The 23,018-nt window shown below is 60.9% G+C and carries 16 protein-coding genes; 10 read left to right on the forward strand and 6 right to left on the reverse strand.

Features of this window, described 5'->3' with window-relative positions; all coding sequences use genetic code 11:
* Positions 1 to 40: 40 nt before the first annotated feature.
* The 5 genes from C9422_RS02290 to C9422_RS02315 all read right to left on the reverse strand — a co-directional run bounded on the left by C9422_RS02290 (position 41) and on the right by C9422_RS02315 (position 9,307).
* A complete protein-coding gene (locus C9422_RS02290; RefSeq protein WP_116579556.1) occupies positions 41 to 2,281 on the reverse strand; it encodes a peroxisomal multifunctional enzyme type 2 in 2,241 nt (746 codons plus the stop codon).
* A gap of 119 nt (positions 2,282 to 2,400) precedes the next feature.
* A complete protein-coding gene (locus tag C9422_RS02295) occupies positions 2,401 to 3,543 on the reverse strand; it encodes an acyl-CoA dehydrogenase family protein (RefSeq protein WP_256589852.1) in 1,143 nt (380 codons plus the stop codon).
* A gap of 34 nt (positions 3,544 to 3,577) precedes the next feature.
* Complete coding sequence (locus tag C9422_RS02300) at positions 3,578 to 4,720, reverse strand: acyl-CoA dehydrogenase family protein (RefSeq protein ID WP_116579558.1); 1,143 nt, start codon at positions 4,718 to 4,720, stop codon at positions 3,578 to 3,580.
* Between the two features lie 412 nt (positions 4,721 to 5,132).
* Positions 5,133 to 7,826 carry a LuxR C-terminal-related transcriptional regulator gene (locus C9422_RS02310; RefSeq protein WP_116579559.1) on the reverse strand — a complete coding sequence of 898 codons (2,694 nt, stop codon included), beginning with the start codon at positions 7,824 to 7,826 and terminating at the stop codon, positions 5,133 to 5,135.
* A gap of 311 nt (positions 7,827 to 8,137) precedes the next feature.
* Positions 8,138 to 9,307, reverse strand: a complete 1,170-nt coding sequence (locus tag C9422_RS02315; protein ID WP_116579560.1) for a S9 family peptidase — start codon at positions 9,305 to 9,307, stop codon at positions 8,138 to 8,140.
* Between the two features lie 256 nt (positions 9,308 to 9,563).
* Between C9422_RS02315 and C9422_RS02320 the strand changes: the two genes are divergently transcribed.
* From C9422_RS02320 to C9422_RS02335, 4 genes are all read left to right on the forward strand, one after another.
* On the forward strand, positions 9,564 to 11,081 hold the full coding sequence (locus C9422_RS02320; protein ID WP_116579561.1) for a wax ester/triacylglycerol synthase family O-acyltransferase: 1,518 nt from the start codon (positions 9,564 to 9,566) through the stop codon (positions 11,079 to 11,081).
* A 257-nt stretch (positions 11,082 to 11,338) separates the two neighbouring features.
* On the forward strand, positions 11,339 to 12,247 hold the full coding sequence (locus C9422_RS02325) for a peptidyl-prolyl cis-trans isomerase (protein WP_116579562.1): 909 nt from the start codon (positions 11,339 to 11,341) through the stop codon (positions 12,245 to 12,247).
* Complete coding sequence (locus C9422_RS02330; protein WP_116579563.1) at positions 12,247 to 13,245, forward strand: HupE/UreJ family protein; 999 nt, start codon at positions 12,247 to 12,249, stop codon at positions 13,243 to 13,245. The genes C9422_RS02325 and C9422_RS02330 overlap by 1 nt, the downstream gene beginning before the upstream one ends.
* A 39-nt stretch (positions 13,246 to 13,284) precedes the next feature.
* On the forward strand, positions 13,285 to 15,501 hold the full coding sequence (locus C9422_RS02335; RefSeq protein WP_116579564.1) for a DUF3604 domain-containing protein: 2,217 nt from the start codon (positions 13,285 to 13,287) through the stop codon (positions 15,499 to 15,501).
* A gap of 51 nt (positions 15,502 to 15,552) precedes the next feature.
* On the opposite strand, the gene C9422_RS02340 is transcribed toward C9422_RS02335, so the two are convergent.
* Entirely contained in the window at positions 15,553 to 16,428 is an 876-nt protein-coding gene (locus C9422_RS02340) for a LysR substrate-binding domain-containing protein (protein ID WP_116579565.1), read from the reverse strand.
* Between the two features lie 123 nt (positions 16,429 to 16,551).
* Between C9422_RS02340 and C9422_RS02345 the strand changes: the two genes are divergently transcribed.
* From C9422_RS02345 to C9422_RS02370, 6 genes are all read left to right on the forward strand, one after another.
* Positions 16,552 to 16,902, forward strand: a complete 351-nt coding sequence (locus tag C9422_RS02345) for a RidA family protein (RefSeq protein ID WP_116579566.1) — start codon at positions 16,552 to 16,554, stop codon at positions 16,900 to 16,902.
* A 46-nt stretch (positions 16,903 to 16,948) separates the two neighbouring features.
* A complete protein-coding gene (locus C9422_RS02350; RefSeq protein WP_095966203.1) occupies positions 16,949 to 18,340 on the forward strand; it encodes an FAD-dependent oxidoreductase in 1,392 nt (463 codons plus the stop codon).
* Between the two features lie 253 nt (positions 18,341 to 18,593).
* Entirely contained in the window at positions 18,594 to 19,760 is a 1,167-nt protein-coding gene (locus C9422_RS02355; RefSeq protein WP_007970214.1) for a 2-aminoethylphosphonate--pyruvate transaminase, read from the forward strand.
* A 272-nt stretch (positions 19,761 to 20,032) separates the two neighbouring features.
* Positions 20,033 to 21,373 carry an MFS transporter gene (locus tag C9422_RS02360; RefSeq protein ID WP_116579567.1) on the forward strand — a complete coding sequence of 447 codons (1,341 nt, stop codon included), beginning with the start codon at positions 20,033 to 20,035 and terminating at the stop codon, positions 21,371 to 21,373.
* 39 nt (positions 21,374 to 21,412) lie between these two features.
* On the forward strand, positions 21,413 to 22,240 hold the full coding sequence (gene phnX / locus C9422_RS02365) for a phosphonoacetaldehyde hydrolase (protein ID WP_007970212.1): 828 nt from the start codon (positions 21,413 to 21,415) through the stop codon (positions 22,238 to 22,240).
* Between the two features lie 75 nt (positions 22,241 to 22,315).
* The coding region (locus C9422_RS02370) for an aldehyde dehydrogenase family protein (protein ID WP_116579568.1) at positions 22,316 to 23,018 on the forward strand (703 nt) is incomplete at its 3' end.

The raw sequence follows: 23,018 nt of genomic DNA on the forward strand, positions 1-23,018 counted from the left end.
CTCACCGATCAACCTGAGTTGAACGGTGAGGCAGCTTTTCTCACGCTGAGGTTGCCGCCTTGGCAAGGCGCTCGGCAGTAGCTGCCGCATACAGCTTCTGGTCGATGCCGGCGAACGCTTCCAGCTTCTTCGAAGCCATGGTGTCGCCAGTCAATTTCAGCTTGCCGCCGAAGAACAGCTTCTGCAGTTGTGGCTCTTCACCGGATGCCAGTTCCGGCATGTTCGCTTCCTGGATGACCATGGTCACGTCCGCATTGGCCGCAACGCCTTCATACAGGTCGCCCTTGCCGTTCTTCAGGTCGAGCACCCAGTTGGATTCACGGTTCTTCACCACGAACTGCATGATCATCTGCGCTTCGGCGGCGATTTCCGGATGAGCTTGCAAGTGGGCCTTGTACACGCCGAACACGTCGTGCGCGGTCAGGGTCTTCGGCTCTTCCTTGGAAGCGTTGGTCAGGGAAGAGATGTCCGGAACCTTGTCGAAGATTTCCACGACGCCGCCTTTGAGCACGACTACATCACGTTCCACTGCACGCATCTCGAAGACCACGCGGGTCGGCGTTTCAGCCCACATGCGGGTTTCCAGGGTGTCGCCCGGCATGACGATGGAGGCGAAGCGCACGCGGATGCTCTTGAACAGGCGCGAATCGTTGTTGCAGAACGCCTTGATCACGTGACGACCGGCATAGCCGAAGGTGCACAGACCGTGCAGGAATGGCTTCTCGTAGCCCGCCGCCTTGGCGTAGTCCGGATCGACGTGCATCGGGTTCCAGTCACCGCACAGGCGATACAGCAAGGCCTGGTTGATGTCGGTCTGCTCGGCAATCACCGCATCCGGCGAGCGTGCTGGCAGTTCAGGCAGTGGCGCGCTCTGGACTTTTTCCAGGCCGGCGCCTGGCACACCGGCGTAGAAGCTGGTGATTTCGTTGTAGAACAGCGGTACGCCGTTTTCGTCAGTGGTTTCCACCGCAAGGATGGAAACGGAGCTGCGCCCCTTGTCGATCGCCTGCTTCAGACGCATGGTGTGCTTGAGCTTGGCAGCCGGTGGCAGCGGACGGTACATCACGGTGTACTGCTCGCCGTGCAGGCCATTGGCGAACGGCAGCTCCAGACCTTCCAGGCTCGGCTTGCCGGACTTGATGGCCTGCAGGAACACTTCGGTCGCCGGCAGTACGGCCATGGTCGGCAGCACGCGGAATTCTTCGTCCTTGAACTCGTTGATGTACAGCAGTTCGGTCTCGTCCAGCGGGTCTTTCGCGGCGCCTACGGCCAATGCGTAGAGGGCGGCGTCGGTCTGGTTGTACTCGGTTTCCAGGGTCGACACGGCATTGCTGGCCACTTCCATGTCGACGTACTGGTTGCCGCCCTTAGCCGGCGAATCCAGACGCGCGAACAGTTCCTGGAAGCCTTCGCCGCCGTTGGTGTGGTGCACGCTGTGTTCGTCGAATTGGGTGATGCGCTCCCAGTTTTCACGAACCAGTTCCGGGCTCAGGGTATCGGTGTGCAGCACACGACCCTGGGAACGTTCCCAACGGTACTTGGCGTGGAAGCCACCGCCGACTTCGAACAGGCCGCCGGTTTCCGGGCACTCCTCGTGGCACAGCCAGCTAACCAGCGGCGCAACGTGCTCGGAGGCCAGCTTGGCGTGCACGTCTTCCGGCAGGATCCCGCTGGCGATCACCAGGCGGGACGCCGCGATCGGGGCGATGGTGTTGACGCGAATATTCTTCGAGGCACCTTCGAAGGCCAGGGACTTGGCGAAGCCGATCAGCCCGGACTTGGCGGTGGAGTAGTTGCACTGACCGAAGTTGCCGAACACGCCGGCACCGGACGCGGTCATGATGATCCGGCCGTAGCCTTTCTCACGCATGATCGGCCATACGGCGTGGGTCAGCTTGAACGCGCCCTTGACGTGGATTTCCTGGATCAGGTCCCACTGTTCTTCAGTCATCTTGGCGAACGAAACGTCGCGCAGGATGCCCGCGTTGTTGATCAGGATGTCGACCGTGCCGAAGGCTTCCAGCGCGGTGGCGACGATCTTCTCGCCTTCGGCAACCGAGTTGTAGTCGGCGACGGCTTCGCCGCCCATGGCCCGGATCTCGGCGACCACCGCGTCGGCGGCGGCCGACGAAACACCCACACCCTGAAGGTTCACACCCAGGTCGTTGACCACGACCTTGGCACCGCGCGAACCCAACAGCAGCGCGTGGGCCCGGCCCAGGCCGTTACCGGCACCGGTAACAATGGCTACTTTGCCGTCAAAACGAAGTTCTTGTGACACGATAACGCTCCTTCCCAATGGGTCTTGATTGTTAGCAAACGGCGACCCGACTCCCCAGAGCCGGTCACCGCTGACAGCTCATTCGCGCAAATGCGAGAACAGGTTTTGAATGAGTGGCCTTACAGCGTGCGAGCGATGATTTCTTTCATGACTTCGCGGCTGCCGCCCCAGATGCGGTTGCCACGGGTATCGAGGAACAGGCGCGCAATCGGGTATTCGGTCATGTAGCCGTTGCCGCCGTGCAGCTGCAGGCATTCCTCGACCACGCGCAGGCTCAACTCGGCGGTCCAGTGCTTGGCCATGGCGGCGGCTTCGGGAGTGAGTTCATTGCGCAGAGCCAGCTCCATGCAGCTGTCGACCCAGGAACGACCGATCTGGATTTCAGCCTTCAGTTCGGCGAGCTTGAAGCGCGAGTTCTGGAAATCGATCACCGGCTTGCCGAACACCGTGCGGCCTTTGGTGTAATCGATGGTGTGGCGCAGCGCGGCTTCGGCCGGGGCCTGGAATCCGATGGCACCGCTGATGCGTTCCCAGGCGAGGTCGCGCATCAACTGGCCGAAGCCCTTGCCCTCCTCCGGCCCCAGCAGATTGCTACAGGGCACGCGTACGTTGTCGAAGAACAACATGCAGGTGTCCTGGGCATGCAGGCCGATCTTTTCCAGAGGCTGCGACTTGGCGTACCCGTCGCGGCCGCTTTCGACGATGATCAGCGAGATGTCCTTGGCGGTGCCGGTGGTGCCGGTCTTGCAGACCACCACCACCAGGTCCGACTGCACGCCGTTGGAAATGAAGGTCTTGGAACCGGTGATGACGTACTCGTCGCCATCGCGCACTGCACGGGTCTTGACCGCCTGCAGGTCGGAGCCGGTGTTGGGCTCGGTCATGGCGATCGAACCGATGGCTTCGCCGGAGACCATCTTCGGCAACCAGGTCTGCTTCTGCTGCTCGCTGCCGTAATGCAGGATGTAGCCGGCCACCAGTGCATGCACACCGAAGCCAATGCCCAGGCCCGAAGCGCCAGAGCCCATGTACTCCTCGCCAATGACCATGGCGTACAATCGGTCCGCGCCATAGCCACCGTATTCTTCGGGAATGCACGGCAGCAGCAGGCCCAGCTCACCGGCACGGCGCCAGATTTCGCGAGGTACACGTTTCTCCTTTTCCCACTGGGCGTGGAACGGCAGTACTTCATCGGCCAGAAAACGTTGGGCCAGGCGCCGATAGTCTTCGTGCTCGGCGCTGAACAAGGTACGGGGGATCAGATATTCCATGGCAAATTCCTCGATGGGGCCGTGATCAGAGCGTGCGCCCGACCAGCTCTTTCATGATGTCGTTGGCACCGCCGGCAATACGCAGGACGCGGTGATCGAGGTAATGGCGCGCCACCGGGTACTCGAGCATGTAGCCGTTGCCGCCGTGCAGTTGCACGCACTCATCGACCACCTTGGAATACAGATCGGAACACCACAGCTTGGCTGCCGCCGACGCTTCGGGGGTCAGCTTGTTTTCCAGGCACAGGGCCATGCATTTATCGACATAGTTCTGGCCGACGGCGATGTTGATCTTCATGTCGGCAAGCTTGAACCGGGTGTTCTGGAAGTCGAAGATCGGCTTGCCGAACACGTTGCGACCGCGGGTGTATTCCAGCGTGTGCTCAAGCACGGCCTGGGCGCCGGCGATGCTGTTGCCGGCAATCCCCAGTCGCTCCCAGGCCAGCTCTTTCATCAGTTGGAAAAACCCTTGGCCCGGAACGCCACCGAGGATGTTTTCCTTGGGCACGCGCAGGTCTTCGAAGAACAGCATGGTGGTGTCCTGAGCATGCAGGCCGACCTTGCGCAACGGCCTGGATTTGCTCAGGCCCGGACGGTCGCCTTCGACGATGATCAGGGAGATGTCCTGCGAGCCTTTGCCGGTGTTGCCGGTCTTGGCCACGACAACCACCAGATCACAGTTAGTGCCGTTGGAAATGAAGGTCTTGGAGCCGTTGATGACGTAGTCGTCGCCCACCAGCGTGGCACGGGTCTGGACGGCTTGCAGATCGGAACCGGTACCCGGCTCGGTCATGGCCACGGCCGCAATCGCAGTGCCAGCCGCCATTTTCGGCAGCCACTTTTGCTTCTGTGCTTCAGTGCCAAAGTTGTTCAGGTAGCCGGCGACGATGTCGTGTACGCCGAAACCGATGAGGCCGCTGGCACTGACGCGGGTGACTTCTTCACCGACGATCAGCGAGAAGCGCCGGTCCAGGCCAAGACCACCGTAGGCCTCAGGGGTGGTGGCATTGAGCAGACCCAGTTCACCGGCTTTTTCCCAGATGGCACGGGGAACCAGGTGATCCTCTTCCCATTGCTCGTGGTGCGGCATGCACTCGTCGGCAAGGAAGCGCCGCGTGGTTTTGCGGAACTCCTCGTGCTCGTGCTCAAACAGGGTGCGCGGAATCATGAAGCATCTCCTTAGGGCTGGATCTACGCGCCGGATCAAACCGGCCGGGTCGATGCCACGATAGGAAATGCGCCTTGCCTGCTGTACCCCTCAGGGAGGGGGGGCATCCATCGAAACATGCACCCCCCTGTAGGAGCTGCCGCAGGCTGCGATCTTTTGATCTTGTTTTTCAAGAGCAAGATCAAAAGATCGCAGCCTGCGGCAGCTCCTACAGAGGGGGCGTACAGTCCTTGTGAAATGGGGAGTGTCGGTGGCGCATACGGGAATGGTGTGTCCCTCCCTGAAACGAGGAGGCCGGGCTTTCGGCAAACACCTTAAGCTGCGATGGCAGCACGCCTGCGGACGCTCCGCCATTGCAGTCCACGCAACTGCATTGGCGGAGTCGTCCTCAGGAATTTGTGCGGGGTGCAGCTCAGGGAATCAGGCCGTTCTTGCGCGCCCAGGAGACAGCGTCGTAGCGACTGGAAACGCCGAGCTTCAGGAAAACGTTCTTCAGGTTCCATTTCACCGTCTCCAGTGAAATGCTCAACGTCAGGGCCACCCGTTTGTTCGACATGGCCTGGCTGATCAACTGCAGGATTGCCAGCTCTCGCGGGGTCAAGGTCTTCTGGCCTGTCGAGGCGCTGCCATCGCTGGAATGTGCGCCAGCCTTGCCCTGCTCAAAACGCGAAAGCAAGTCCTGCAGATAGGCAGCCAATGAGCTGTCGGCGGCGCACCTGTCCGTCAGTGGCAGCAGCAAAGGATACAGCGCCGCGCTTTCGTCGAGAAAAGTCCGCACCAGCCCCAGTCGCTGCCCCGTTTCCAGCGCCTGAAGCAGTAACTCGTCGGTGGCGTCCTGCTTTCGCAGATCGGCATTGGCAATGGCCATCAACAGCAAGGCGCTCACACCCAGTTGGCCACGCAGGTGTTGTTGGGCATAACCACGAACATGCTGCAGTTCCTGCAATGCATTGTCCGGGTAGTTGGTTGCCAGAAGCAGTCGCGCCTTGGCCAGGGCGACCATCGCCGGAATTTCCGCCTGGAACCCTACCGCCCCTTGATGGGCCTGCCCCAGCACATCGAGCTGAGCAACATGCACGGCCGCGTTGGCACGGTCCCCCTCGAGCAATTCGATGCGCACCTGCTCGGCGAGACAATGCACCAGTGCGCGGTCCTGGCCAATGCTGCGAAAGTGGCGTTCCTGACGTTCAAGGAAGGCCAGTGCCGTGGCAGCCGACTCTTGCAGCAGATCCAGACGGGCACGGCAAATGCTGGCGCGCATCATGGAATCGGGCATGGTCCATTGCAGCAGTCCATTGCGATTGGCCAGGACCTCACGCGCCTCGTCGATCCGGTCCAGTTCACAATAAACTTCAGCCAGGGTGGAGGCTCCAGCGTAGGCACTGGCTGAGCGATGTCCGTGAACCGCCACAGCGCGGCTCAAATGCGTCTGGCCCATGCGTGCGGCATCGCCCATCCTGCCTTCCATCAGGCAACACAGGGTCCGGGTACCTTCCGCGAGTAACGCCATCTCGTCGTTTCGGTCGACCTCGGGCACCGGGTGGTCATCGAGACAACGCAGCGCATCTGCATAGCGTCCCGCCGCGGAATAGGCGAGTGCCAACATTGCCGGTGGGCCGTAGCGCATGATGGAGTAGTCGTCGATCAGCGGCTGGAATCTTTCGAGCAAGGCAATGACCGGCTCGGTACGATCGCGCTGAACATGGATGACCGCCTGAACCAGCGGCAAGCGGAACGCCACGTCTTCAGGCTGCGCAACGCCACTTCGCTCGAATTGCTCAAGCCACGCCTCCGCCTTCGCCGGCCGTGCCGTCAACGCATAGGCCAGGCAGCCGAGGAAAAACAACCGAGGCCTGGAGAACAAGACTTCCTGCGGCAGCCGGTCCAGCAGACGCAGGAGCGGGCTTAATTGGTCCAACCCCCAGGTAGTCGGCGCCGCCCGTTCGATGACTTCAACGGCGAACTCCAGATCCCCGCCCAATGTGGCATGACGCATGGCCTCGGCCAGCAGTTTGCGCTCGGCGAACCAATGCGCCGCGCGCTGATGCAATTGCGCGATGTTTTGCGAGTTGCGACGAACCAGGCGCGTGGCCAGAAACTCACTGAACAGCGGATGGAAACGATACCAGGGCAAGCGGTCATCGGCTTCGACACGAAAGATCAACAGGTTTTCTTCTTCAAGCCGGTTGAGCATTTGCGCTGCAATGGTGTTGCCTGTCACTGCCTCCGCCAGGGAGGCGTTGAAACGCCGGCAAATGCTGACGGCCTCCATGAAGTCCGCCAACTCCTCCGGCAGATGCGCCATCACATCTTCGGCCAGATAGCTTTGCAGGTCGTCCGATCTCCAACCCAGTTCATGCAGGCTCGACCGGGCGCCAGGGTTGCTGCGCAGCAGGATCACGATCAACTGCAGGCTCGCTGGCCAACCGCTGGTGAGCTCGTGGGTAAGATGGATTTCCTCCTCGTGCAGTTTCAGCGTGGCCAGATTCAATTCGAGGAATGCGCGTGTTTCCGCCAGGTCGAAAGGCAACGCCGCGCAGTCAAGTTCCACCACTTGCCCCATCAGTCGCAGCCGGCTGAGGCTGAGGGGTGGCTGGACGCGCGCGGCAATCACGAAGTGCAGGTTTTCCGGGCTGTGATCCAACAGTTTCTGCATCAATCGGTGCGAGCGCGGATCCGCGACATGCTGGTAATCGTCAAGCACCAGAAACAGCTCTTTGTTCACACTGGACGCCGCATCCACGATGGCCGCGACAACCTCGTCGATCGATTCGCTGCTGGCGCCTTCCAGCGGGGTGCCCGTGTCGATCGTCACACCCAGGCGCTGCAGCGCACCGCGCAAGTAGGCAAAAAAGGTCGAGAGGTGCTTGTCGTCGGCGCTCAGTGACAACCAGGCGACTTCAGCGCCGGCGCGCATCATGGTCTGGCGCCACTGCACCAGCAAAGTGGTCTTGCCAAAACCCGGACTGCCAATGACAAGGCCGACAGTGCAGTGCTCGATGCGCTGCAGCTCATCGATCAGCCGGCTGCGAGGAATCGATTGAGTGCCGATTCGCGGAGGGGCGAATTTGGTTGAAACAAGCAGTTTGTCGGTATTGATTTGCAAACCGAATCTCCGATTCCCTGCCCTGAGGGAAGCCCAAACAGGTCGTTACATTGATGAAAGTGGCGCCGTTGTGATCATCCTCCAACGCATTGCCCCAGTCGACACGCTTGAACGCGCAAGCTCAACCGACTGCAACAGGCCGGATTGAGCGCACTTCAAATCGAATGAGGCGATAGTGAGGGCAAGACGCTGACCCCTGCCCCCTCTATTGGAGGGGGGCAGCTCGGCGCCCTCAGAAGATCGCAGCCTGCGGCAGCTCCTACAGGGAATCGCGTACACCTGTAGGAGCTGCCGCAGGCTGCGATCTTCTATCAATGCAAAGCCTCGCACCATTGATCCATGAACGCGCGCATGCGCAGCAGGTATTCACCACGCCCCAAGTGAATCAGGTGACTGCCAGGAAACCAGTGCAACTGACTGTCCGGCCAGTGCCGTTGCAGCAGACGCAAGTGGCGCGGCAGGCTGAAACGGTCGCCGGCCCCGCCGATGATGAGTACGCGCTTGCCGTCGATGCAGGGTTTGTAGGTCAGGGGATTGTGCACCGCAGTCAATCCGCGCATTTGGGCGACATTCACGCCCTGGCTACGCATCAATCGCGGCAGCAACACACTCGTGGGCCACCACTCCAGAAACAGGTCGATCGGGCTGACCGCAGGGACGATGGGGATACAAAAGGACAGTCGCTCGTCGACCGTCGCGAGCAACGATGCGGTATAGCCGCCAAGCGAAATCCCCGTCACGCCGATGTGTTCCACGCCCCGCTCCTGCAGGTAATCGATAAACACCCGCAGGTCATGGATGGCATGCAGCGGCGACTCTGTGAATGAGAGCAGGCCACGCCCGAACAGACCAACACCGCTGAACAGATCGCCGCGCTCGGCACGTGGCCCATGGTGCGGGTAGGTGAAGAGCAGGATGTCGTAGCCCTGGCGGTAAAGGCTCGCGAGCGAAAGTGCCTGGGCATTCAAGAAGGGAGCGTCCGCGGCGAACCCATGGATCACGATGAGGGTCGGACGCGGTCGATCACCATGACACCAGTGCTGGGCATGCGCCAGCAGGTTGTTCTGCATGTTCTCGAATTGTGCTTGCGCCGCCGGATTCAGTGGTTTGAACGGGCTGGCGAAACGTAGCTGGAAGCGCTGGATGCCACGCAAACCCACCGAGCATCCAGTCGCCGGGCTCGTTTCGATGGCTATGCCTTTGGGCGGCTGCAGGAATACGCGCGTGGCATCTCCTGCACGCGCCAGCGGTTCGTAGAAGCGCAGTGCTTCGAATTCGTGTCCGGCATTTCCTCCCTTGTACAGCGCAACCGACATGGCAGTCGCCACCGTGGAAGACAACGAAGTGCGCAAGACCCGCTCGATCGCAGCAGTGCCATGGACCTTCAGCCGATTGCCGGCATCCAGTTCCGTGCCATCGGCTTGCCGCCAGAAATCCTCGGGCAGATGCTCCCACCAGGGGGCCTGCAGTTCACTTTCCATAACGACGTCTATGCACGGAACAATCTCCTTGAGAAAGGCAAGTTTGCGCGCCCTGCCGATCAGCGCAATGCCAGGTGCGTGCATAAAACATCAGGAGCATGGCCCGGTGTTACCCCCTATTTGGAGGGGTTGGAAATGCTTCTCCGTTAGCCAATTGTCAGCTCTCTACTTTGGTCGTATTGACTAGCGCCAGTCGTCTGATTTTGCAGGGCGCAAGTTATTCAATGGAGTGCACTACCTTGCGAGAGACTCAAGAATGAACAAGCTAAGCGGCCAGGACGCCCTGTTCCTGCATGTTGATCGTCCGCATGCGTCATCCCACGGCACGATGATTTACATCTACGACCAATCGACTGTGAGCGGGCAGCGCCTGGGTTTCCGGGAAATCGTCCGCCACATCGAAAGTCGCCTGGACCCAGCGTCCGTACAACGACGCAAGATCGTGCAGGTGCCATTCGGACTCGGCTATCCGTACTGGGTTGAGGACGACCTGTTCGACATCGATTTCCATGTACGCCACTTCGCCTTGCCCAAGCCCGGCGACTGGCGGCAATTCTGCATTCTGTTGTCACGCATTCATGCGCGGTCGGTGGATCTCTCCCGCTCGCCGTGGGAGATGTACGTGATCGAAGGCCTCGACAACATCGAGGGGATACCGAAGGGAAGCTTCGCGATCATCACCAAGACTCACCATGCCGCAATGGACGGTACCGCGGCGGCGGAATTTACCTGGGCGCTGCATGACCTGGCCGGCGCACAGGGCAAACCCATTGCGGTCGCGGACAAACAGGAACAGGCGAACACCCCGTGCCACTCGCGGCGGATCACCGACACCCTCACCCGCATGGTCATCGACAATGTTTCGGCTTCCGCGCGCATGGCCGCGCCTTTGACGCGCGTGCTACCCAAACTCGCCACGTTCGGCCTGCGCAGACTGGCTCAATCCTTGTGGTCATCCGAGGGTGGCGTACCGCGCACGCGTTTCAACGCGAACGTGTCGGCCAAACGTGTCTGGGACTCGGTGACACTGGACCTGGCCACCGTGAAACTGATCAAAGGCACGGTGCCGGGAGCGACGATCAACGACGCGGTGCTTGCAATGATCGGCGGCGCGATGCGCCGTTATTTGCAGGCAAAAGACGAACTGCCGGAAAAATCCCTGGTGAGCATGGCGCCCGTCAATACGCGCCAGGAAGGGGCCGAGCGCACGACCAATACGATTTCAATCCTCAGGTTCCCGTTGGGTACTGACATGGAAGACCCGCTTGAGCGTCTTCAGGCGGTACAACTCGCCACGGCGGAATGCAAGGCGATCCAGAATGCGATTGGCGCCCATGAACTGACGAATCTGCAGAAGTTCACCCCACCGGCGACGCTGGGCCTGGCCGGCCGCCTGGCGACACTGACCGGCGGGGGCGGCAAGGGCCCGGTCTTGCTGCACAACTGCATGGTGACCAACGTCCCCGGTCCCAACACTGAGCTCTACCTGCTCGGGGCGAAGCTGGTGCACTGGGGCGGCATGGGTCCGCTGGCCGATGGCATGTCACTGATCTGGAACCCGACCAGCTACTGCGCAAAGATGTTCATTTCATTGACCAGCTCGCCAAACATCGTTCCCGATCCCGATTTTCTCGCGCGCTGCCTGCTGGACTCCTATGAAGAAATGAGTGAAGCGGCCAGGCAGATGACCCCACCGATCCCGGCCACCAAAGTGCTGAGCAAGCGTCGCAAACAGGGGCCAGGCAAGCCAAGGCAATCCCGGACTCCAGCCTGAGCACTGGCGACTGCCTGATCTTGCGCCCGATGTAAAGGAAGAACAGATCTGTCAGGGATCGCTCTTCGGCTTGGGGTTTCTGGTATTCATCCCGAGTTTTACAGGCACAAAACTGCACGGGGCCGGGGCATGGGTTAATCCGATTGCGACTAATGCTTAGTGCTTATCGTGATTAACCTCGGTGGAAAGTTCCGGCCCAGCAGCAATACTCCACTCTGTTTCGAAAACCATTCGAGAATAGCGTGGGGCAATAAGTCATGAACTTGAGCGTCTGCGAAGCGAAAGAATCTCGACTTTCGTTAATCAAGCGATGCCTGCGCCAGCCGTTACTGCACTTTTTAGTTGCCGGTTTTGCACTCTTCGTCCTGTACGGCGGTTTGCACCGTTCAACGGTCAATCAAGATCCGCAACGCATCGAAGTTACCCCTGAAGTTGTTCAGCGGCTCGCTATTTCCTGGCTGGCACGATGGCAACGCCCCGCCTCGGAGCAACAGTTGCAGGCTCTGATCGATGACTATGTGAAAGAGGAAATCCTCTATCGCGAAGCACTGAAACTTGGCCTGGACAAGGACGACACCATCATTCGCCGCCGACTGGCGCAAAAAATGGATTTCCTCGCCGAAGATGTCGCTTCACTTCGCGAACCGGCCCCCGGTGTACTTGAGGCCTGGTACAACCAGCATCAGGACCAATATGCCCCGCCACCCCTGGCGACCTTCCATCATGTGTTCTTCGCCCTGGACAAACGCGGCGCGGATGCGCAGGCCCAGGCTCAGGCCGCGCTGGGAGGGCTGACTGACAGGAACAGCGGTGCAGGCGATGCGTTCATGTTTAACAGCGCTTACACAGAGCAATCACAGGATCAAGTGGCGCGGGTCTTCGGTTCAAAGTTCGCCCTTTCGTTGTTCCAGCAAACGCCGGGACGTTGGGTGGGGCCTGTGGAGTCAGGTTTTGGCTGGCATCTGGTGTGGATCGATACGCTGGCCAAGCCACCGGCACCGCCCTTCGAAACCGTGGCCCAGCAGGTCAAGTCCGATTGGTTGTCCGAGCAACGCAGCGAATCGAAACGCGCGAATTTCGATGCACTCAAAGCACGCTATGAAGTCGTGGTGATGATGCCTGCTTCCGCCGCTGACGTTGCCGCTATCCAGACGGAGCGGCCGTGATGAGGCGCAGGGTCTGGCTGCTGTTGCTGCTCGGGTTCATGGCATTGAGCGCCATGGCCCATGAGTCGCGCCCCGCGTACCTGGAACTCAACGAAACGGCTGCCGGGCGCTATGACGTACTGTGGCGCACACCGGTGCTGTCAGGCATGCGCTTGCCGATTGCGCTGCGGTTTGCCGAAGGTGTGCGCACTGTCGTTGACCCGGTGGAAAGCCAACTGAACGATTCGCTGATCGAACGCCGGGTCATTGAAGCCGGTCCCGCTGGCCTGGTCGGGCAGCGCATCGAGTTTGTCGGCCTGCAAGCGAGCATCACCGATGTGCTGGTGCGTGTCTCGCGCCTGGACGGCAGCTTGACCACCACCCTCGTCCACCCCGCGCAACCCTGGATGGAAATCGCTGCCACGCCGGGAATGTTCTCGGTGGCCGGTGCGTTTCTGCTCCATGGCGTCCAGCACATCCTCGGGGGCTTCGATCACTTGCTGTTCGTCTTCGGTCTCCTGCTGCTGGTGGGCAATGGCTGGATGCTGGTGAAGACCATCACCGCGTTCACCCTCGCCCACTCCATCACCCTGGCGCTCGCCGCATTGGGGGCGGTGCAGCTTCCCGGCCCGCCTGTGGAGGCGACGATTGCCCTGAGCATCCTGTTGCTGGCGGTGGAAATCGTCCGCAAGAACCGGGGCGACGTCAGCTTCACCATCCAATGGCCATGGGTGGTGGCGTTCTGTTTTGGCCTGTTGCACGGCTTTGGTTTTGCCGGTGCGCTGGCGCAGATCGGCTTGCCCCAGCGCGACCTGCCGCTGGCGCTGTTCACGTTCAATGTCGGCGTCGAGATCGGCCAGTTGCTGTTCGTCGCCGCCGCGCTGTGCCTGCGAGCGCTGTTGCTGCGTTGTCGGTTGCCACGGTCCGCGCTCCTGTATGCCCGACCGGTTGCGGCCTACGGGTTGGGTACCCTGGCGGCCTTCTGGTTTTTCGAACGAGTCTCGAGTTTCTGGGCCTGAACTTCACCCTGTCACTGCCGTATTCCGGAGACGTGGAATATGAAAACACCAACACACCTCACCACGCCGTCACTGCTCGGTTGCGCCGTGCTCACTGTCAGCTCATTGGCATTGGCAGAGGGCAACCCGGACCGCGAGGTTTACTTTGGCCAGACGCACTCGCACAGCTCCTGGTCGATCGATGCCTACCTGATCGGCAACCATCAGGTCGATCCCGAGCAAGCCTACCAATACTCGCTTGGCATGCCGGTCAAGCACCCGATGGGGTTTGAAGTGCAGCTCAAAGGTCGACCGCTGGATTTTCATGGCGTGACCGATCATTCGGAATACGTCGGCGTGATCGCCCTGGCCAACGATCCGAAGTCTGATTTCAGCAAACTGCCCATCGCGCAAAAACTGATGGTCAAGACGCCGGCGGATTTCAACCGGGTGTTCAAGTGGATCGCCGGCAGCTTGAACGATCCCATCAAGGAACTGATTGATCCGAAGGTGGCCGGCAACATCTGGCAGCAGAACATCGCCATCGCCGACAAGTACTACAAGCCCGGCAAGTTCACCACCTTCGTCGCCTATGAATGGACCTCGGCACCGAACAACCAGAACATGCACCGCAACGTGTTTTTCCGCGACTCGAAGAAGGTGCCGGACCTGCCCTTCACGGCCCTCGACTCGAACAAACCCGAGGACTTGTGGAGCTGGATGGACGATCAACGGAAAAAGGGCAACGAAATACTGGCGATCTCCCACAACGCCAACCTCAGCAACGGCCTGATGTTTCCGGTGGACGTCGATGACCGTGGGCGGCCCATCGATGCCGCCTGGGCAGAAGCGCGGATGCGCAATGAATCCCTCACCGAAATCCACCAGGTCAAGGGCACTTCCGAAACCCACCCCGAACTGTCGCCAACCGACGAATTTGCCAATTATGAAATCATGAGTTTCCTGCTTGGCATCGACAACAGTACGTCGAAAATCAATGGCAGCTACATCAGGCAGGCCTGGCAAAATGGCATGGCCATGCAGGAAACCCGTGGGTACAACCCCTATAAAATGGGCGTAGTCGGTGCCAGCGATTCGCACAACGGAGTGATTCCCTATTTGCAGAGCAACAACTTCGGCTCCCACGGATTTACTGACAGCACCCCGGCCGCGCGCCTCTCTGGCAAAGACAACTCGGGCATGGTCGCCTTGCAAACCAGCACCTCCGGCCTGGCCGGCGTCTGGGCGGAAGAAAACACCCGTGAATCGATCTTCGATGCGATGAAGCGTAAAGAGGTCTACGGCACCAGCGGCGTGCGCATTCCCGTGCGCATGTTTGGTGGCTGGGGCTTCGACAGCAGTCTGTGGAACGAAAAAGACTGGGTGCATGCCGCCTACGCCAAGGGCGTTCCCATGGGTGGCGACTTGCCGGCAAAACCGGGTAAACAGGCACCGTCCTTCGTGGTTTGGGCGGTCAAGGATGCCGACGATGGCAACCTCGACCGCATCCAGATCATCAAGGGCTGGACCAAAAACGGCCAGACCTTCGAGAAGATCTACGATGTCGCCTGGGCCGGTGATCGCCAACCGGATCCGGTCACCGGCAAAGTCCCTCCAGTGGGCTCGACAGTCGATGTGTCCAAGGCGACCTACACCAATACCATCGGTGCCACGGAGCTGAAAAAAGTCTGGGTCGATCCGGACTTCGATCCGGCCCAGCACGCGTTCTACTACGCCCGCGCGCTACAGATCCCGACACCGCGCTGGAGCACCTATGACGCAGCCAAGCTGCAAGTACCGCCACCGGCCGACGTCTCGCCCACCGTCCAGGAGCGCGCGTGGACCTCACCGATCTGGTACACACCGACAGCCGAGGACAGCAAGACTGTCGCTGCCGGCAAAACCATCGATCAACTGAAAACCGAAGGCGCCAAAGCGCTCACCAACGAGCAATTGCAAACCTTCGTGGTGGGCAAAACCATCAAGGTGCGCAACACCGTCACCGGCCAGACATTCGAAATCGTCTATGGCACCGACGGCCAACGCCTGGTCGCCAGCGTCGATGGCAAGGCGCCCGCACAGGGGGAATACCTGAACATGCTGCATGGTGGTCAGTTCGGCGTACCGGCCAAGTATGAAATCAAGGACGGGCATCTGGTGACAACACTCGGCGGCACACCTTTCGAGGCCACGGTATTCGAGCAGAACGGCAAGTACGTGGCGGCTCGCAGCAATGAGTTCGGTTATGTGAATTATGAGGTTGAAGCGGTCAAGTAGCGTCCTTCGCGCAGCCATCCCTCGCGCCGGGGATGGCTGGAACGCTGAACCTCACTCGACCGGGCCTTCTCGAACCATCTCGAAAAAGGTCGTCAAGATACGCCGCGTGCTCTGCGCGCGCAGGCACACCAATGTCTCGGTAAAGTGCCGCTGACAGTCAACGATCGGCAAGCCGCGAAGCCGTGAATCCGAGCCCAGTTCGGCGGCCGAGACGACCCCGACGCCCATGCCGATCGCCACCGCCTCGCGCGCGGCTTCACGCCCCTCCACTTCGATGGCCTTGCGGATGTGCAGGCCCGCCGCTGCCATCTCCTCTTCCAGGGACAAGCGCGTGACCGAGCCCTGCTCGCGCAGGACCATGGGCGTGTCGTGCAGGTCGGCCAGGCAGATGGACTCGCGTTGCGCCCAGGGGTGGTCATGGGCGACGAAGGCCAGCATGGGATCGCTGCGCAGATGCAGCGACATCAAGCGGTCGTCTTCGACGCTGCGCCCCAGCAGGGCAATGTCGGCCTGGTGACTGAACAACCGCTGCAGGACCTCATCGGTATTGGCGGTTTCAATCTTCACATCGATACCGGGGTAACGGCTGCAGAAGCGTGAGACATAGGGCAGGACGTGCACCGGCGCATCCACGGCAAGGTTCAGGGTCCCGGTCGACAGGGTGCGGTAGTCCGTGAGCATGTCGTGGGCATCGACACTGATATCGAACAGGCGCTGGGTCAGGCCGAACAGCCGCTCGCCCACTTCCGTCAGGCGCACCAGGCGCTTGTCGCGGTAGAACACCATCACCCCGTAATAATCCTCGAGCTTGCGCACCTGATCGGATACCGCAGGTTGCGACAGGCAGAGTTGCTCGGCCGCGCGGGTGAAGCTGCCATTCATGGCGACGGCGTGAAACGCCTTGAGTTGGGTATGGGAAATCGTCATTGGTGCACCTTGCTATAGGTTCAACTTATTCGTTCATACGATAAATCGATTTTATTTATGAACAGTGAACTGCAAGCATGATTTTCACAAGTGCCGTCCCTCGTATCCCTCCAGGAATGCCCTATGGAAATTGAACGTTTCGCTGCGACAAAACGCCGTTCGGACATGGTCCGGTACGACAACCATCTGTATATCGGTGGCCAGGTTGCCACGGACCTGCAGGGTGATATCCAGGCGCAGACCCGCGAGGTCCTGGCCGCTATCGAGCAGCTTTTGCTCAGTGCCGGCAGCCACCGCGAGCGGGTGCTTTCGGTGCGCATCCTGCTCGCCCATCGCGAAGACTATGAAGGGCTGAACCGGGTCTGGGACGAGTTTTTCCCTGAAGGCCATGCCCCCACACGCGCTTGCACCCTGGCGCAGCTGATCGACCCCGGTTGGCGCGTGGAAATGATCGTGGTCGCCGCGTGCGGCTGATTGCGTCCAAAACCCTGCCTCGAACCGATCCAACGGAGATGACCCCATGCGCCCCTACTGGCTGGACCAGGCCCTGAAAAATCAACCCGCTGCGCCCTGCCCTGCGCTGCAACAGAACACCCGCGCCGACGTCTGCATCGTCGGCGGTGGCTATACCGGTCTGTGGACCGCCATCATGCTCAAGGAACAGAATCCCGAGCTGGACGTGGTCATCGTCGAAGCCGACATCTGCGGTGCCGGTGCCAGCGGGCGCAATGGCGGCTGCGCGCTGTCATGGTCGGCCAAGTACTTCACCCTGGAGCGCTTGTTCGGCGTCAAGGAGGCGATACGCCTGGTCAAGGAATCGGAGCAGAGCATCTACGCCATCGGCACCTTTTGCGAAAAGTACGCGGTGGATGCCGATTACCGTCTCGACGGCACGCTCTACACGGCGACCAACCGCGCCCAGGTCGGCTCGACCGACGGGGTGATCGCGGCGCTGGAGCGCCATGGCATCAACTCTTTCGCCAAATGTGCGCTACCTGACGTGCAACGCATGGCCGGCTCGGCCCGGCACATCGAGGGCTGGTTCTCGCCGGCGGCTGCCAGTGTGCAACCGGGCAAGCTGGTCCGTGGGCTGCGCCGGGTGGCGCTGGAACTGGGCGTGCGGATTTTCGAGGGCACACCGATGACCGGCCTGGAAGAGGGCATGCCCGCCAGCGTCAATACACCGAACGGCAAAGTGACCTGCGACCGGGTCGTGCTGGCGATGAACGCCTGGATGGCCCGTGCCTTTCCACAGTTCTCGCGGTCGGTGGCCATTGTCTCCAGCGACATGATCATCACCGAGCCGCGACCGGACTTGCTCGAGCGGATCGGCCTGACCAGCGGAGTCACCGTGCTCGACTCGCGGATTTTCGTGCACTACTACCACAACACCCCGGACGGCCGGATCATGCTCGGCAAAGGGGGCAACACCTTTGCCTACGGCGGTCGCATCCTGCCCGTGTTCGACCAGCCATCGCCCTACGCAGGGCTGTTGCGCAACACGTTGACAGAGTTCTTTCCGGACTTTGCCGACGTTGGTATCGCCGCTACCTGGAACGGCCCTTCCGATCGCTCGGTCACCGGCCTGCCTTTCTTCGGCCGCATGGGCGCGAGCGGCAACGTCTTCTACGGTTTCGGCTATTCCGGCAGCGGCGTGGGTCCGTGCCATATGGGTGGGCAGATCCTGTCGTCGCTGGTGCTCGGGGTGGACAACCCCTGGACGCGCTCGCCGCTGGTGCAAGGTCCGCTTGGGCATTTTCCGCCGGAACCGGTGCGCTATCTGGGCTCATTGATGGTGCGTAACGCCATTCGCCGCAAGGAGCATGCTGAAGACCACAACCGACCTCCCCGTCGACTTGACGTGCGCCTGGCGAAATTTGCCGCGGCCGCCGGCAAGGCGGACAAGGGATAAGCGCCCCGCCCCGAAGCGAAATTTCACGCTAACGAACAGAAAACCCCGCCCGGTCATGCACCGCGCGGGGTTTTTCTGCTGCCTTTGAATGCCTGCTGCTGATGAACCCTCCAGGCTCAGGCCGCGTGCTACCTCAGTTATAAGCTCAGCTTGTTTGTGACATGTGATAAATCGATTTCAGTTATTTGATGCCAGATGTTTTTATCAACCCATGCATCACTCCCCCACAAAAACAACACCGCCGGAGAAGATCATGACCAAAGCCGAATTCCCGACTACCCAGCCACTGGCAACCCCAGCCCTGGGTGAACCCTACCTGCTGACCCCGGGCCCGCTGACCACCTCCAAAGCCACCAAGGAAGCCATGCTGCGCGACTGGGGATCATGGGACGGTGCCTTCAATCAGGTCACCGCTGAAGTTCGCCAGAAACTGCTGGGCATGGCCGGCGTAGAGGATGACAGCTTCGCCTGCGTGCCACTGCAAGGCAGCGGCAGCTACTCGGTGGAGGCCGCGTTGGCCACCGCCATCCCCCGTGACGGCAAAGCCCTGGTGCTGATGAACGGCGCCTACGGCCAGCGCGCCACCAAGACCCTGGAATACCTCGGTCGCGCGTTCATTACCCTGGACAAGGGCGATTACCTGCCGCCCCAGCCCGAAGAAGTGGACGCCCTGCTCAAGGCCAACCCTGACGTCACCAACGTCTTCGTGGTTCATTGCGAAACCAGCTCCGGGATCCTCAACCCGCTGCGTGAAATCGCCGATGTCGTGAAGGCCCACGGCAAGAGCCTGATCATCGATGCCATGAGCTCCTTCGGTGCCGTGCCGCTGACGGTGAATGAAATTGCCTTCGACGTGGTGGTGTCCTCCGCCAACAAGTGTATCGAGGGTATCCCGGGCTTCGGTTTCGTGATCATCCGCCGCTCCGTGCTGGAGGCCGCCAAAGGCCGCGCCAACTCGCTGTCCCTCGATCTCTTCGAGCAATGGGCCTACATGGAACGCACCGGCCAATGGCGCTTCACTCCGCCGACCCACAGTGTGGTGGCGTTCCACAAGGCACTGGAGCAGCACAGCGACGAAGGTGGCGTACACGGCCGGTTGGCGCGCTACACCCGCAACCGCGACGTGCTGGTTGCCGGCATGCGCGAACTGGGTTTCAAGACGCTGCTGGAAGACCGTTGGCTGTCGCCGATCATCACCACGTTCTTCAGCCCTGAACATCCCAACTTCGATTTCACCCGCTTCTACGAAGAACTCAAGGCCCGTCAGTTCATCATCTACCCCGGCAAGTTGACCGTTGCCGAGAGTTTCCGCATCGGCTGCATCGGCCAGATCGACGAATACATCGTCCACCAGTTGCTCCGCGCAATCGCGGACAGCCTGGTCGCCATGGACGTGGACATGTTCAAGCCCGCGGCCTGATCGACCCCTTTAAAGGTCTCTGCCGATTCGAGCGAAGGTGCAATGGGTAGCGCCTTTGGGCAGGGATCTTTTTTTAAACCATGGATTCGATGACGTACCGCTCGGCAGCGCCGGGCAGGAGTCAGCGATCGCGTAATTCATGAATCAAAGCCTGATGCCATTCGCATGTTCATCTGTCGATGTCGTGCGAATGGACAGACTTGTGCACCGAAAACAAAAACAAAAACCGACCAATTTGCGCTGTCTGGCACCACATACGGGATCAGTACACCATGAACAACACGACAAGCCCCCTCGCAACCGGCTGGAAATCCCTCCAGCGTTGGCGCGTGCAGATTTTCCTGATTACCTGGGTGGCGTATGCCGCCTTCTACTTCACCCGCAAAGCGTTCTCCGTGGCCAAGCTGGGTATCGGCGAAGACCCGAACTTCATGCTCGAAAAGGCCATGATGGCCAACCTCGACGCCCTCTACTTGACGGCCTACGCCGTGGGCCAGTTCCTGTGGGGCAACTTCTCCGACCGGTTCGGCCCAAGGGTGGTCGTTCTCAGCGGCCTGGTCATTTCGGCGGCGGCGGCGCTCCTGATGGGGACCTACGCCACGCTACCGATCTTCGTCTCCTGCATGCTGGTCCAGGGTCTCGCCCAATCCACCGGTTGGTCGGGCCTGTGCAAGAACGTCGGGAGTTTCTTCAGTACCAGTGAGCGTGGCCGCGTACTCGGTTACTGGAGCACCTCGTACGCCTTTGGCGGTCTGGTGGCCACGCCGTTTGCCGGCTGGTGGGCCTATCAGGCCTATCACGACTGGCGCATCGCGTTCATCAGCAGTGCCGTTGTCGTGCTGGTGGTGGCGGTGTTGTTCTATTTACTGCAACGCAACCGTCCGGAAGACGTAGGCCTGCCTGCTGTCGAAATCGAGATCGAACCGGTCAGCAACGTCGTGGTTCCCCGCGAAAGCATGTGGGCCGGCATTCGGACTGTGATGAAAAATCGCACCGTGCTGATTCTCGGCCTGGCCTATTTCATGCTCAAGCCCGCGCGCTACGCCATCCTGCTGTGGGGCCCGGTGATCATCTACGAACGCATGCCCGAGATCGGCAAGGTAGCGTCCGCCATCGTCCCCACCTCGTTTGAACTGGCAGGTCTGGTAGGCCCCATCCTCATCGGTATCGCATCGGACAAATACTTCGGCGCTCGTCGCATACCGGCCTGCGTGCTCAGCCTGGTGGTCCTCACTGTCTGCCTTGGACTGTTCGTTCCCGCCATGCAAAGCGGCAGCCTGTACATGGTGGTCGGCCTGCTGTTCATGATGGGCCTGACGCTTTACGGGCCGGACTCGATGATCAGCGGCTCGGCGGCCATCGACTTCGGCAGCAAGGACGGGGCGGCCTCCGCCGCGGGCTTCGTCAACGGCTGTGGTTCGATCGGTGCGGTCCTTGGCGGCCTGCTGCCGGGCTACTTCGACACCATCACCGTGTTCCTGGTGTTCACCGGCGCCGCACTCCTGGCCAGCCTGATGCTGGTGCCCTTCTGGAACAGCCGGCCGAAAACACTGGAAAACCCGCTGCTGGTATCGACCCCGGTGCAACCGGTCGTTGTCAGCACCACGCCCTGAATTCGTACTACCCACTCAATTTTCCCTGGAGCAATCATCATGCAATACAAACAACCTTCCCAACTGCAAGCCGTGGTTCTGGACTGGGCGGGCACCGTCGTTGATTTCGGTTCCTTTGCCCCCACGCAGATTTTTGTCGAAGCCTTCGCCGAGTTCGGCGTAGCGGTCTCCCTGGCAGAAGCCCGGGGTCCGATGGGCATGGGCAAGTGGGACCACATCCGCACGTTGTGCAACGAGCCGCAGATCGCCGCACGTTACCAGGCCGCCTTCGGACGCCTGCCGACGGATGACGATGTCACTGCCCTCTATGAGCGCTTCATGCCCTTGCAGATCGAGAAGATCGCCCTGCACTCGGCGCTGATTCCGGGCGCCCTGGATACGATCGACGCCTTGCGCGACAAGGGTCTGAAAATCGGTTCGTGCTCGGGTTACCCGGCGGTGGTCATGGAGAAGGTCGTCGAGCTGGCGCGCAAGAACGGCTACGTCGCCGACCACGTCGTGGCCACTGACGAAGTACCCAATGGCCGCCCGCACCCGGCCCAGGCCCTGGCCAACGTGATCGCTCTGGGCATCAGCGATGTGGCCGCCTGCGTCAAGGTCGACGACACCTGGCCAGGCATCCTTGAAGGCCGCAGTGCCGGCATGTGGACGGTCGCATTGACCTGCTCCGGCAACGCACTGGGGCTGACCTATGACCAGTTCAGGGACTTGCCTTCGGACAAGCTGGCCGAAGAGCGCGCCCGCATCACCCGGATGTTCGAAGGTTCGCGCCCGCACTACCTGATCGACACCATCGTCGATCTACCGGCCGTCATTGAAGACATCAATGCACGCCTGGCTCGTGGCGAAACCCCTCAGGGTTCCTGACCCTGCACGGCTTGTGCACCTGACAGTGACCGTCCTGTGGGCGGTCACCCCCCAAAACAACAAGAGAACCCGATCATGAACTACGCCCACCCAGGCACTGCCGGTGCCATCGTTTCCTTCAAGTCCCGCTACGGCAACTACATCGGCGGTGAGTTCGTCGCGCCGGTCAAAGGTCAGTACTTCACCACCACCTCGCCGGTGAATGGCCAACCGATTGCCGAATTCCCCCGTTCCACGGCCGAAGACATCGACAAGGCCCTGGATGCGGCCCATGCAGCTGCCGATGCCTGGGGCAAGACCTCGGTACAGGACCGCTCCCTGGCGCTGCTGAAGATCGCCGACCGCATCGAGCAGAACCTCGAACTGCTGGCCGTCACCGAAACCTGGGACAACGGCAAGGCCGTGCGTGAAACGCTGAACGCCGACATCCCACTGGCGGTGGACCACTTCCGCTACTACGCCGGCTGCATCCGAGCCCAGGAAGGCAGCGCTGCCGAAATCGACGGCAACACCGTGGCCTATCACATCCATGAACCCCTCGGCGTGGTCGGCCAGATCATCCCTTGGAACTTCCCGATCCTGATGGCCGCCTGGAAACTCGCTCCAGCCCTGGCTGCCGGCAACTGCGTGGTGCTCAAACCCGCCGAGCAGACCCCGCTGGGCATCACCGTGCTGGTCGAACTGATCGGCGACCTGCTGCCACCGGGCGTGCTGAACATCGTGCAAGGCTTCGGCAAAGAAGCCGGCGAAGCCCTGGCCACCAGCAAACGCATCGCCA

Origin of the sequence: Pseudomonas sp. B1(2018), assembly GCF_003097365.1 — a bacterium.
GTDB lineage: Bacteria > Pseudomonadota > Gammaproteobacteria > Pseudomonadales > Pseudomonadaceae > Aquipseudomonas > Aquipseudomonas laurylsulfatiphila.